This window comes from Aeromonas simiae (assembly GCF_000820125.1).
In the GTDB taxonomy this organism is placed as follows: domain Bacteria; phylum Pseudomonadota; class Gammaproteobacteria; order Enterobacterales; family Aeromonadaceae; genus Aeromonas; species Aeromonas simiae.
Genome location: NZ_CDBY01000029.1, coordinates 616 through 13,340, shown reverse-complemented (window position 1 = coordinate 13,340; position 12,725 = coordinate 616). Strand labels below are relative to the sequence as shown.

14 protein-coding genes are annotated in these 12,725 nt (G+C 59.0%); 8 read left to right on the top strand and 6 right to left on the bottom strand.

Translation table 11 applies throughout. From position 1 onward, the window contains the following. The coding region (locus BN1134_RS04025) for a Mu transposase C-terminal domain-containing protein (protein ID WP_052449417.1) at nucleotides 1-1,705 on the top strand (1,705 nt) is incomplete at its 5' end. A 2-nt stretch (nucleotides 1,706-1,707) separates the two neighbouring features. Continuing rightward, complete coding sequence (locus BN1134_RS04020) at nucleotides 1,708-2,700, top strand: TniB family NTP-binding protein (protein WP_001381192.1); 993 nt, start codon at nucleotides 1,708-1,710, stop codon at nucleotides 2,698-2,700. On the opposite strand, the gene BN1134_RS04015 is transcribed toward BN1134_RS04020, so the two are convergent. The 6 genes from BN1134_RS04015 to BN1134_RS03990 form a co-directional block, all read right to left on the bottom strand. Beyond that, nucleotides 2,669-3,169 (bottom strand): GNAT family N-acetyltransferase, encoded by a 501-nt coding sequence (locus tag BN1134_RS04015; RefSeq protein WP_000376623.1) that lies wholly within the window; start codon nucleotides 3,167-3,169, stop codon nucleotides 2,669-2,671. The genes BN1134_RS04020 and BN1134_RS04015 overlap by 32 nt on opposite strands. 127 nt (nucleotides 3,170-3,296) lie before the next feature. Then, the gene (sul1, locus tag BN1134_RS04010; protein WP_000259031.1) at nucleotides 3,297-4,136 is read right to left on the bottom strand and encodes a sulfonamide-resistant dihydropteroate synthase Sul1; all 840 of its coding nucleotides are present in this window, start codon (nucleotides 4,134-4,136) and stop codon (nucleotides 3,297-3,299) included. Then, nucleotides 4,130-4,477, bottom strand: a complete 348-nt coding sequence (locus tag BN1134_RS04005) for a quaternary ammonium compound efflux SMR transporter QacE delta 1 (RefSeq protein ID WP_000679427.1) — start codon at nucleotides 4,475-4,477, stop codon at nucleotides 4,130-4,132. The genes sul1 and BN1134_RS04005 overlap by 7 nt, the downstream gene beginning before the upstream one ends. A gap of 163 nt (nucleotides 4,478-4,640) precedes the next feature. Beyond that, a complete protein-coding gene (gene aadA1 / locus BN1134_RS04000) occupies nucleotides 4,641-5,432 on the bottom strand; it encodes an ANT(3'')-Ia family aminoglycoside nucleotidyltransferase AadA1 (protein WP_001209508.1) in 792 nt (263 codons plus the stop codon). Between the two features lie 16 nt (nucleotides 5,433-5,448). Continuing rightward, nucleotides 5,449-6,249: an oxacillin-hydrolyzing class D beta-lactamase OXA-10 gene (locus tag BN1134_RS03995; RefSeq protein WP_000846390.1), complete on the bottom strand. Its 801-nt coding sequence runs from the start codon at nucleotides 6,247-6,249 to the stop codon at nucleotides 5,449-5,451. A gap of 264 nt (nucleotides 6,250-6,513) precedes the next feature. Further along, nucleotides 6,514-7,773: a chloramphenicol efflux MFS transporter CmlA5 gene (locus tag BN1134_RS03990; RefSeq protein ID WP_012300772.1), complete on the bottom strand. Its 1,260-nt coding sequence runs from the start codon at nucleotides 7,771-7,773 to the stop codon at nucleotides 6,514-6,516. Between the two features lie 342 nt (nucleotides 7,774-8,115). Between BN1134_RS03990 and intI1 the strand changes: the two genes are divergently transcribed. From intI1 to BN1134_RS03960, 6 genes are all read left to right on the top strand, one after another. Next, a complete protein-coding gene (intI1, locus tag BN1134_RS03985; protein ID WP_000845048.1) occupies nucleotides 8,116-9,129 on the top strand; it encodes a class 1 integron integrase IntI1 in 1,014 nt (337 codons plus the stop codon). A gap of 208 nt (nucleotides 9,130-9,337) precedes the next feature. Then, nucleotides 9,338-9,637 carry a type II toxin-antitoxin system YafQ family toxin gene (locus BN1134_RS19130; protein WP_196240184.1) on the top strand — a complete coding sequence of 100 codons (300 nt, stop codon included), beginning with the start codon at nucleotides 9,338-9,340 and terminating at the stop codon, nucleotides 9,635-9,637. A 126-nt stretch (nucleotides 9,638-9,763) separates the two neighbouring features. Beyond that, nucleotides 9,764-10,339, top strand: a complete 576-nt coding sequence (locus tag BN1134_RS03975) for a recombinase family protein (protein WP_001173919.1) — start codon at nucleotides 9,764-9,766, stop codon at nucleotides 10,337-10,339. A 183-nt stretch (nucleotides 10,340-10,522) separates the two neighbouring features. After that, nucleotides 10,523-11,164 carry an AAA family ATPase gene (locus BN1134_RS03970; protein ID WP_033147139.1) on the top strand — a complete coding sequence of 214 codons (642 nt, stop codon included), beginning with the start codon at nucleotides 10,523-10,525 and terminating at the stop codon, nucleotides 11,162-11,164. A gap of 38 nt (nucleotides 11,165-11,202) precedes the next feature. Then, a complete protein-coding gene (locus tag BN1134_RS03965; RefSeq protein ID WP_033147140.1) occupies nucleotides 11,203-11,487 on the top strand; it encodes a hypothetical protein in 285 nt (94 codons plus the stop codon). 15 nt (nucleotides 11,488-11,502) lie between these two features. Continuing rightward, the gene (locus BN1134_RS03960; protein WP_224994968.1) at nucleotides 11,503-12,663 is read left to right on the top strand and encodes a replication protein RepA; all 1,161 of its coding nucleotides are present in this window, start codon (nucleotides 11,503-11,505) and stop codon (nucleotides 12,661-12,663) included. Nucleotides 12,664-12,725 lie beyond the last annotated feature (62 nt).

Genomic DNA, 12,725 nt, shown 5'->3' with positions numbered 1-12,725 from the left:
CGGAAAATCCCTAGAACCCCTGAGCATGGCGACGGACACCCCACGGATTCCAGAACAAGGCGTGGCCACTCTGCCTGATGAGGCTTGGGAGCGTGCGCGCCGTCGTGCGGAGATCATCAGTCCGTTGGCGCAGTCGGAGACGGTCGGGCACGAAGCGGCCGATATGGCGGCTCAGGCGCTGGGCTTGTCTCGGCGCCAGGTATACGTTCTGATCCGGCGTGCCCGGCAAGGCAGCGGCCTCGTGACGGATCTGGTGCCCGGCCAGTCCGGTGGAGGTAAAGGTAAGGGGCGCTTGCCGGAACCGGTCGAGCGCGTCATCCACGAGCTACTGCAAAAGCGGTTCCTGACCAAGCAGAAGCGCAGCCTAGCGGCCTTTCACCGCGAAGTCACTCAGGTGTGCAAGGCTCAAAAACTGCGAGTGCCGGCGCGCAATACCGTGGCCTTACGGATCGCTAGCCTTGACCCGCGCAAGGTCATCCGCCGGCGGGAAGGCCAGGATGCCGCTCGTGACCTACAAGGTGTGGGCGGCGAGCCTCCTGCCGTGACCGCGCCGCTGGAGCAGGTGCAGATAGACCATACGGTCATCGACCTGATCGTGGTCGATGACCGCGACCGGCAACCTATTGGCCGCCCGTACCTGACCCTCGCCATCGACGTGTTCACCCGCTGCGTGCTCGGCATGGTCGTCACGCTGGAAGCGCCGTCTGCCGTTTCGGTTGGCCTGTGCCTCGTGCATGTCGCCTGCGACAAGCGCCCTTGGCTGGAAGGACTGAACGTGGAAATGGATTGGCAGATGAGCGGCAAGCCCTTGCTGCTCTACCTAGACAACGCGGCCGAGTTCAAGAGCGAGGCCCTGCGCCGGGGTTGCGAGCAGCATGGCATCCGGCTGGACTATCGCCCGCTGGGACAGCCGCACTATGGCGGCATCGTGGAACGGATCATCGGCACGGCGATGCAGATGATTCACGACGAACTGCCGGGAACGACCTTCTCCAACCCTGACCAGCGCGGCGACTACGATTCCGAAAACAAGGCCGCCCTGACGCTGCGCGAGCTAGAGCGCTGGCTCACATTGGCGGTCGGCACCTACCACGGTTCGGTGCACAACGGCCTGCTCCAACCGCCGGCCGCGCGCTGGGCCGAGGCCGTGGCGCGTGTCGGCGTACCGGCCGTCGTCACACGCGCTACTTCGTTCCTGGTCGATTTTCTGCCGATCCTCCGGCGCACGCTGACCCGCACCGGCTTTGTCATCGACCACATCCACTACTACGCCGATGCGCTCAAGCCGTGGATTGCGCGGCGTGAACGCTGGCCGTCCTTTCTGATCCGGCGCGATCCGCGCGACATCAGCCGTATCTGGGTCCTGGAACCGGAGGGACAGCATTACCTGGAAATTCCCTACCGTACCTTGTCGCATCCGGCTGTCACCCTCTGGGAACAACGGCAGGCGCTGGCGAAACTGCGGCAGCAAGGGCGCGAACAGGTGGATGAGTCGGCGCTGTTCCGCATGATCGGCCAGATGCGTGAGATTGTGACCAGCGCGCAGAAGGCCACACGCAAGGCGCGGCGTGACGCGGATCGCCGCCAGCACCTCAAGACATCAGCTCGGCCGGACAAGCCCGTTCCGCCGGATACGGATATTGCCGACCCGCAGGCAGACAACTTGCCACCCGCCAAACCGTTCGACCAGATTGAGGAGTGGTAGCCGTGGACGAATATCCCATCATCGACCTGTCCCACCTGCTGCCGGCGGCCCAGGGCTTGGCCCGTCTTCCGGCGGACGAGCGCATCCAGCGCCTTCGCGCCGACCGCTGGATCGGCTATCCGCGCGCAGTCGAGGCGCTGAACCGGCTGGAAGCCCTTTATGCGTGGCCAAACAAGCAACGCATGCCCAACCTGCTGCTGGTTGGCCCGACCAACAATGGCAAGTCGATGATCGTCGAGAAGTTCCGCCGCACCCACCCGGCCAGCTCCGACGCCGACCAGGAGCACATCCCGGTGTTGGTCGTGCAGATGCCGTCCGAGCCGTCCGTGATCCGCTTCTACGTCGCGCTGCTCGCCGCGATGGGCGCGCCGCTGCGCCCACGCCCACGGTTGCCGGAAATGGAGCAACTGGCTCTGGCACTGCTGCGCAAGGTCGGCGTGCGCATGCTGGTGATCGACGAGCTGCACAACGTGCTGGCCGGCAACAGCGTCAACCGCCGGGAATTCCTCAACCTGCTGCGCTTCCTCGGCAACGAACTGCGCATCCCGTTGGTTGGGGTAGGCACGCGCGACGCCTACCTAGCCATCCGCTCCGATGACCAGTTGGAAAATCGCTTCGAGCCGATGATGCTGCCGGTATGGGAGGCCAACGACGATTGCTGCTCACTGCTGGCCAGCTTCGCCGCTTCGCTCCCGCTGCGCCGGCCTTCCCCAATTGCCACGCTGGACATGGCTCGCTACCTGCTCACACGCAGCGAGGGCACCATAGGGGAACTGGCGCACTTGCTGATGGCGGCGGCCATCGTCGCCGTGGAGAGCGGCGAGGAAGCGATCAACCATCGCACACTCAGCATGGCCTGTCGACAACCTCTCGCGCAACCAAGACATCGCGGTCGGACTGCAAGTGATCTTGAAGCCACGGGCCCGTCCCACCCCGACATGGACCTCGATGCCCGAACGGACGTTAGATTTCGAGTTCTAGGCGTTCTGCGATGAAGGTTGGATCCCAGCCGGGATTGAAAGTGTCGACGTGGGTGAATCCGAGCCGCTCGTATAGGCCACGCAGGTTCGGGTGGCAGTCGAGCCGCAGCTTGGCGCACCCCTGCGTTCGCGCGGCATGGCGGCAAGCCTCGATCAGCGCGGAGCTGACACCCCGGCCCGCATGTGTCCGTCGCACCGCGAGCTTGTGCAGATATGCGGCCTCCCCCTTGAGGGCGTCGGGCCAGAACTCGGGATCCTCGGCCGACAAGGTGCAACAGCCGACGATGCCGTCGCTGCAACTCGCGACTAGGAGCTCGGATCTCAGGACGAAGGTCTCCGCGAATGTCCGGTCGATCCGCGCGACGTCCCAGGCGGGCGTTCCCTTGGCGGACATCCACGCCGCAGCGTCGTGCATCAGCCGCACAACCTCGTCGATATCACCCGAGCAGGCGACCCGAACGTTCGGAGGCTCCTCGCTGTCCATTCGCTCCCCTGGCGCGGTATGAACCGCCGCCTCATAGTGCAGTTTGATCCTGACGAGCCCAGCATGTCTGCGCCCACCTTCGCGGAACCTGACCAGGGTCCGCTAGCGGGCGGCCGGAAGGTGAATGCTAGGCATGATCTAACCCTCGGTCTCTGGCGTCGCGACTGCGAAATTTCGCGAGGGTTTCCGAGAAGGTGATTGCGCTTCGCAGATCTCCAGGCGCGTGGGTGCGGACGTAGTCAGCGCCATTGCCGATCGCGTGAAGTTCCGCCGCAAGGCTCGCTGGACCCAGATCCTTTACAGGAAGGCCAACGGTGGCGCCCAAGAAGGATTTCCGCGACACCGAGACCAATAGCGGAAGCCCCAACGCCGACTTCAGCTTTTGAAGGTTCGACAGCACGTGCAGCGATGTTTCCGGTGCGGGGCTCAAGAAAAATCCCATCCCCGGATCGAGGATGAGCCGGTCGGCAGCGACCCCGCTCCGTCGCAAGGCGGAAACCCGCGCCTCGAAGAACCGCACAATCTCGTCGAGCGCGTCTTCGGGTCGAAGGTGACCGGTGCGGGTGGCGATGCCATCCCGCTGCGCTGAGTGCATAACCACCAGCCTGCAGTCCGCCTCAGCAATATCGGGATAGAGCGCAGGGTCAGGAAATCCTTGGATATCGTTCAGGTAGCCCACGCCGCGCTTGAGCGCATAGCGCTGGGTTTCCGGTTGGAAGCTGTCGATTGAAACACGGTGCATCTGATCGGACAGGGCGTCTAAGAGCGGCGCAATACGTCTGATCTCATCGGCCGGCGATACAGGCCTCGCGTCCGGATGGCTGGCGGCCGGTCCGACATCCACGACGTCTGATCCGACTCGCAGCATTTCGATCGCCGCGGTGACAGCGCCGGCGGGGTCTAGCCGCCGGCTCTCATCGAAGAAGGAGTCCTCGGTGAGATTCAGAATGCCGAACACCGTCACCATGGCGTCGGCCTCCGCAGCGACTTCCACGATGGGGATCGGGCGAGCAAAAAGGCAGCAATTATGAGCCCCATACCTACAAAGCCCCACGCATCAAGCTTTTGCCCATGAAGCAACCAGGCAATGGCTGTAATTATGACGACGCCGAGTCCCGACCAGACTGCATAAGCAACACCGACAGGGATGGATTTCAGAACCAGAGAAAGAAAATAAAATGCGATGCCATAACCGATTATGACAACGGCGGAAGGGGCAAGCTTAGTAAAGCCCTCGCTAGATTTTAATGCGGATGTTGCGATTACTTCGCCAACTATTGCGATAACAAGAAAAAGCCAGCCTTTCATGATATATCTCCCAATTTGTGTAGGGCTTATTATGCACGCTTAAAAATAATAAAAGCAGACTTGACCTGATAGTTTGGCTGTGAGCAATTATGTGCTTAGTGCATCTAACGCTTGAGTTAAGCCGCGCCGCGAAGCGGCGTCGGCTTGAACGAATTGTTAGACATTATTTGCCGACTACCTTGGTGATCTCGCCTTTCACGTAGTGAACAAATTCTTCCAACTGATCTGCGCGCGAGGCCAAGCGATCTTCTTCTTGTCCAAGATAAGCCTGTCTAGCTTCAAGTATGACGGGCTGATACTGGGCCGGCAGGCGCTCCATTGCCCAGTCGGCAGCGACATCCTTCGGCGCGATTTTGCCGGTTACTGCGCTGTACCAAATGCGGGACAACGTAAGCACTACATTTCGCTCATCGCCAGCCCAGTCGGGCGGCGAGTTCCATAGCGTTAAGGTTTCATTTAGCGCCTCAAATAGATCCTGTTCAGGAACCGGATCAAAGAGTTCCTCCGCCGCTGGACCTACCAAGGCAACGCTATGTTCTCTTGCTTTTGTCAGCAAGATAGCCAGATCAATGTCGATCGTGGCTGGCTCGAAGATACCTGCAAGAATGTCATTGCGCTGCCATTCTCCAAATTGCAGTTCGCGCTTAGCTGGATAACGCCACGGAATGATGTCGTCGTGCACAACAATGGTGACTTCTACAGCGCGGAGAATCTCGCTCTCTCCAGGGGAAGCCGAAGTTTCCAAAAGGTCGTTGATCAAAGCTCGCCGCGTTGTTTCATCAAGCCTTACGGTCACCGTAACCAGCAAATCAATATCACTGTGTGGCTTCAGGCCGCCATCCACTGCGGAGCCGTACAAATGTACGGCCAGCAACGTCGGTTCGAGATGGCGCTCGATGACGCCAACTACCTCTGATAGTTGAGTCGATACTTCGGCGATCACCACTTCCCTCATGATGTTTAACTTTGTTTTAGCCACCAATGATGCCCTCACTTTCCATGATTTTGGTGGGAATGGATTTTCTTAGCGGCAACTTACTTTCGTTGTCTATATCCATGTTAAAGGCGAAAAAGTAAACCTCTGTCTCCTTCTCAACCCACCCAACCCACCATGCGACACCAGGATTTGACTCAGTTCCCACACCAGAAAAACCAGTTTTTGAATGCACTAGATATTCAGGTGCCGCCTCCGTTACCAAAGCCTCTTTTACTATTAGCTGGTTTTCTTTAGATGCTGACAATTTATTTAAATATAGAGACTCTAGAAACTCCACTTGATTAACTGCGGAAATTCTAAGCTGGCCTTCCAACCAGAATTTGTCAATGCCACCACTGATATTCTGGTTGCCATAGGAAAATTTTTTAAGGTATTTCTGCATTCTTACTTCGCCAACTTCTCTGGCGATTTGTTGAAATACGGGAACAGCTGAAACTTGTATTGCCCCTCTTAAGGTCAAGTCTCTTTCCCATTGCTTCATGGCTCTTGGCTTTCCGTCCCATTTGAAAACCTGATGCTCATTCTTTATGACACCAGTTTCTAGGCCGATAATTGCGTTGGGGATCTTAAATGTTGATGCTGGAAGATATTCCTTTGATGCACGAGCTAAGTCATTGGTAGCGCAGGATTTACTGCTACTTTTACAAAGCACGAAGACACCATTGACGGCTTCGGCAGAGAACTCTTTGTTCCAAGACGTATTTTCTGTAATTGAACCAGCTAATGCCGTACTCGAAAGACACGCGATAATTACATATGCGGCAAATGTTTTCATGGCACCTTCTTGGTGGCTAACGTTAATTCGACCTCAGAGGCGTTTAAGTCAAAATACCTCTGACGTCTAACATGATTAATCAAAGTCTGATTTTTTAACAAAATCAGAAAGATAGACGCGAAACTTTAAAACAAAGGCGTCAACACTTCAAGTAGCGATCTTTCGCTTCGGCGAGGCCTAACGCCTGAGCTCAGCCGACCGAAACCGCGTAGCGGTTTTGGGTCGGCTGCAGCGATTTGTTGGGCGATAGCTTGCCACATTCTCTCAACGATTGGGATTTGATGTACTTTCCGCACTTTGTAGCGCGACCACATCATGCTCCCCCTGGCCGCGAGAGCCCTTCACTCGGGAAACACAAGACAGACCGAGCACGACTGTTGCAAGGGTCAAACAGTACACGACAACCGGCCAAGCCGTGTTGCGCGGCAACAGCGAAATGATCAACGTTCCGATGCTTCCTAGCAGTACACCGCCCAAGCAGAAGTAGACTGCCGTGACCGTTCCAGCAACATGGTCGAATCCTCGAAGAGCGCCATTGGGCGACACAGATACCGCTGTGGCGACACCAATACCCACTAGCCACATTGGAGCAATAAAGCCTAACACGGACTGCGAAGCCCATATTTCGGTGATGGCAAGCAATACTGCTCCAGCTATCAGGCATCCCATTCCCATTCGCAAGACACTTGGGCTGCCCCACTTGGGTATCACACGCCCCATAAAACGAGCCGTAAACACCATGGCAATTGCCACTGTGGCGAACAGCAGGCTGAAGCCAAGCTGAGACACACCTTGCCTGCCCATCATTAGTCCGGGCGCAATGGAGAAAAAGACGAAGAAGCTACCCATTCCAGCGGCGTAACACAACGTGTACAACCAGAAGTTCAGGCACTTAACGGGGAGTAGCAGCTGCGACCATTGCAAGCCCGCAACTCGTTGCACCCGGGTTTCAGGCCAGAATCGCCACGCTGCTGCAGATGCAGCGATCATGCCCAAACCTAGAAACGCAAAGATAGCCCGCCACCCAAGCCACATGTCGACGAGCGCTCCGAGCAATGGGCCTACCGCCGGGACCATGGCCAGCATGGATCCGAGTATGCCGTAAATGACATTACTTTCCTCGCGACCTGCGTAAATGTCACGTACTGTTGCAAATGTGGAAACAAGGCACGCCGAGGCACCACAAGCCTGAAGAATCCGAAGCCCCAGAAAGACTTCAGCCGATGACGTAAGAGCGAGGCCCATTGACGCCACAACGTAGGCGAGGCCACCTCCCAGTAGAACGGGGCGGCGCCCCAGTCGGTCCGATAGCGGTCCAAACAAGAGCTGACCGGCACCAATCATGACCAAGTACGTTGTCAGCGTAAGCTGAATTGTGCTCGCTGTCGTACCAAGCGCGTTTGGCATAAACGGCACTGCTGGCAAGTACATGTCCATGCCGAGTGATGCCAATAAATCGAACGGTGATAACAACAACACCGTGGCGGCAAGGGAGTACCGCCAACTAAAGTTTTTTGAGCGCACGAAACCATCTCCTTGAACAAAGGATTTGGCGGCGCTCCCGTAGAGCAAAAGGATTCATGAGAACGCCGCAACAACCGAAAAATGAAGGTTGCTGCGGCTTACTTGTCTGCGTTCTTGGAAGTGCTCATCTGCTGACTATCTCATGATTGAATTTGAATCGTAACAACTTTCAAGCAACTCTGCGAGGAGCCTTATTGTGCGCCCAACTTTGTTTTAGGGCGACTGCCCTGCTGCGTAACATCGTTGCTGCTCCATAACATCAAACATCGACCCACGGCGTAACGCGCTTGCTGCTTGGATGCCCGAGGCATAGACTGTACAAAAAAACAGTCATAACAAGCCATGAAAACCGCCACTGCGCCGTTACCACCGCTGCGTTCGGTCAAGGTTCTGGACCAGTTGCGTGAGCGCATACGCTACTTGCATTACAGCTTACGAACCGAACAGGCTTATGTCCACTGGGTTCGTGCCTTCATCCGTTTCCACGGTGTGCGTCACCCGGCAACCTTGGGCAGCAGCGAAGTCGAGGCATTTCTGTCCTGGCTGGCGAACGAGCGCAAGGTTTCGGTCTCCACGCATCGTCAGGCATTGGCGGCCTTGCTGTTCTTCTACGGCAAGGTGCTGTGCACGGATCTGCCCTGGCTTCAGGAGATCGGAAGACCTCGGCCGTCGCGGCGCTTGCCGGTGGTGCTGACCCCGGATGAAGTGGTTCGCATCCTCGGTTTTCTGGAAGGCGAGCATCGTTTGTTCGCCCAGCTTCTGTATGGAACGGGCATGCGGATCAGTGAGGGTTTGCAACTGCGGGTCAAGGATCTGGATTTCGATCACGGCACGATCATCGTGCGGGAGGGCAAGGGCTCCAAGGATCGGGCCTTGATGTTACCCGAGAGCTTGGCACCCAGCCTGCGCGAGCAGCTGTCGCGTGCACGGGCATGGTGGCTGAAGGACCAGGCCGAGGGCCGCAGCGGCGTTGCGCTTCCCGACGCCCTTGAGCGGAAGTATCCGCGCGCCGGGCATTCCTGGCCGTGGTTCTGGGTTTTTGCGCAGCACACGCATTCGACCGATCCACGGAGCGGTGTCGTGCGTCGCCATCACATGTATGACCAGACCTTTCAGCGCGCCTTCAAACGTGCCGTAGAACAAGCAGGCATCACGAAGCCCGCCACACCGCACACCCTCCGCCACTCGTTCGCGACGGCCTTGCTCCGCAGCGGTTACGACATTCGAACCGTGCAGGATCTGCTCGGCCATTCCGACGTCTCTACGACGATGATTTACACGCATGTGCTGAAAGTTGGCGGTGCCGGAGTGCGCTCACCGCTTGATGCGCTGCCGCCCCTCACTAGTGAGAGGTAGGGCAGCGCAAGTCAATCCTGGCGGATTCACTACCCCTGCGCGAAGGCCATCGGTGCCGCATCGAACGGCCGGTTGCGGAAAGTCCTCCCTGCGTCCGCTGATGGCCGGCAGCAGCCCGTCGTTGCCTGATGGATCCAACCCCTCCGCTGCTATAGTGCAGTCGGCTTCTGACGTTCAGTGCAGCCGTCTTCTGAAAACGACAGTTTTTGTGTCATTTTCAGAAGACGACTGCACCAGACAACGCGGTTTGAAGGCTGTTGTGCAGTCGTCTATTGAACGAACAGTATCAGGAGTCCGCTGCACGAATGATGACCTCAAGCCGGTTCTGGTCGCGCTGGCGACCGATCAGCCCCTGGATGTGCGATACCGCGACCACGATCTTTCCGGCGATTGGGCGGGCTACCGCGAATGCCACATCAAGCCCGACCTGCTGCTGATCTACCGCAAGTCCGACGCCGACACCCTGCGACTGGCGCGGCTTGGCTCCCATAGCGAGCTGTTCGGCTGATGCCAGTCGCCTTGTCCGCCAAACGATCATTAGGCGGCCAAACCGGACGCCTGTCCGAAAACATCTTGCGCAACGGGATGACGGACAATAAGATAGGCGGACGGTATAACGGACAAATGGGCGGAAATGGCACTCATCGGCTATGCGCGGGTATCGACGGCGGAACAGGACACCGCCTTGCAGACGGATGCGCTGCGCAATGCAGGCTGCGAACGGGTTTTCGAGGACACGGCATCCGGGGCCAAGGCAGACCGGCCCGGCTTGGCCGATGCGCTGGCTTATCTGCGCGATGGCGATGTGCTGGTCGTCTGGCGGCTGGATCGGCTTGGCCGCTCCCTGCCGCACCTGATTGAGACGGTCGGCAAGCTGGAAGCACGGGGCGTCGGCTTCCGCTCGTTGACTGAAAACATCGACACCACCACGCCGGGCGGACGGCTCATCTTCCATGTGTTCGGTGCGCTGGGCCAGTTCGAGCGCGACCTGATCCGCGAGCGCACCAAGGCCGGGTTGACCGCTGCCGCCGCACGCGGGCGCAAAGGCGGACGCAAGCCGGTTGTCACTGCCGACAAGTTGCAACGAGCGCGGGAGCTTGTCGCCAACGGCTTGAATGTCCGCGAGGCCGCCGCACGCCTCAAGGTAGGAAAAACCGCTCTCTACGCTGCCTTGCAGGCGGCCAGTTCTGGCAGTGCAGCCGACTCCTGATATTTCGTGCAGTCGCCTTCTGAAAACGACAACGAGATCCACCAGATCGCCTAAGCCCTCCCCTGCCCTGCCACCGAACCCCGCTGCGTGCGGGGTTTTTTATGCCTGCGGCAAGCATTGACAAGCATCCTTTTTTCACTACAATAGCAACTGTTTTTAATATTAAGTTGAGGTGACAAGGCGATGATTATCACCGTTGGAAACACAAAGGGCGGCGTGGGGAAAACCACCATTGCCGTGAATCTGGCAATCGCCCGCGCATTGGCCGGGCGTGATGTGTGGCTGATCGACGGTGATCGTCAGGGCACCGCGCAGACAGCAATCAGCATTCGTGCCGAGGCCGGGCACACGCCGGGCATTGCCTGCGCGACCTACCCGGACGGCCCGACCCTGCGGGCACAGGTGCAGCAGCAAGCGGCCAAGTTCGATGACGTGGTGATCGACGCAGGCGGGCGCGACTCGACCGCGCTACGCGCAGCCCTCGTGCTGTCTGACGTGCTGCTGGTGCCGTTCCAGCCGCGCAGCTATGACGTGTGGGCGCTCAACGACATTGCGGCGCTGGTCGATGAGGCCCGCAGTGTGCGCGACGGTTTGCGCTGCTTTGCTGTCCTCAACTGCGCCGATCCGGGCGAGCACTCCACCGACAACGCCGAGGCCGCCGCCGCCGTGGCCGAGGTGCCCCAGTTCGAGTACCTGCCGACCCCGCTACGCCGCCGCAAGGCGTTTTCCAACGCCGCAGGGGCGGGGCAGTGTGTGCTTGAAATCAAGCCGCAAGACGGCAAAGCAAGCGCGGAACTTGATGCACTTATCAGCGCATTGTTTTAATATCAAATCAATATGCTTTAAGTGTGGAGATAGATTCAATGGCGATTACAAAGAAACCGACGAAGCCCGCGCAAGACGCTACCGCAGCGGCGGCGGATGCCTTCATTTCCGGTGCGCCGGATGCTGCCGCAGCCACCCCGGAAGCTCCGCGCCGGGTGCGCAAGGGTCGCAAGGTGCAAATCACGCTGACCATTGCCGAGCCGCTGCTGGATCGTGTCGATGAACTGGCTGGCCAGATTGGGCAGAGCCGGGCGGCTGTCATCAATCTGGCAGTGATGCAGATGCTCCAGAGCGGGCTACGCATCGAGGGCGAGGAACGATAAAGAGGGGAGGGGGCTATGGCCGCCAACGATCAAGAGATTTGGGTATCAGCGTTCGATGTTCTCATCGCCCAGCTTGATGAAGCTCTCATTGAGTTGCGCCGGTCGCTTGCCAGCGTAGCCATAGAGCACGGTGTCGATAGCCCACAGGTTGCGGGAGTCCGGGCGCAGATCGACGAAGCCACCGCGAAGCGCGAGAAGGCGCAGGCCGAGCGGCAGCGCGTCATGGCCCAGCTTGCCGCCGGTGTGTCTGTTGCCGTCACTACCGAAAAGCCCAAGGCGACACCCAAGCGCAAACAGCCGGGCATCCTGACACAATCCGACCTCAAGCTGATTGAGGCATCGGCGGAGATCATGAGCACGCCGCCCGATGGTGAGGACATGGCCTTTACCCATTCGGTGCTGTGCCAAGTCGGCCTGCCGCGCTCCAAATTCGATGGCCGCGAGTTCATGCGCCAATCCGGCGCAGCTTGGATCAACGTGCAGGCGGGGTGGCTGGATGAGGGCAAGGGGCCTGTGCAGCAGCCCGTCCCCTATGGCCCTTTGCCACGCTTGGCGCTGGCGTGGATCTCCACGCAGGCCGTGCGAACCAAAGACCGCGAAATTGCCATCGGCAGCAGCGCAAGCGAGTTTCTGCGACTGTTGGGTAAGCCCACCACTGGCGGGGTGCGCGGATCGTTCACCACTCTGCGGAAGCAGATGCACGCCCTTGCAGCCTGCCGCCTGCAACTAGGCTTCAAGGGTCGCACGTTCAACGGGCAGCCGGTGGAGCAGTTCGACGCTTGGCTGGCGAACAGGGAAACGGGCCAGCAGGCGCTTTGGCCGGGCCTGTTGGTGTTGTCTGATGGTTACTTCAACTCACTGGTAGAGAACGCCGTCCCGCTCGATAACCGCGCCCTCATGGCCTTGTCTGATTCCGCGCTGGCTTTGGACGTGTACACATGGCTTGCCCACCGGCTACATCGCATTGAGGGGCGAGGCGTCACCCTTCACTGGAAGGCCATCCGCGAACAGTTCGCGCAGGAGTACAAGGGGAAAGACCCCGACAAGGACTTCAAAAAGGAGTTTGTGCCCGCGATCAAGAAGGTGTTAGCCGTCTATCCGCAGGCCAAGGTCAAGCCCGTCACGGGCGGCGTGCTGCTGCTGGGGTCGCCCCCCCCCATCGCATACAAGGGCTGAGGGGCCGGGGTGGGGATAAACCCTGTGGATGAAGCAAGTTATCCACGCTGAATCGCCCCCCC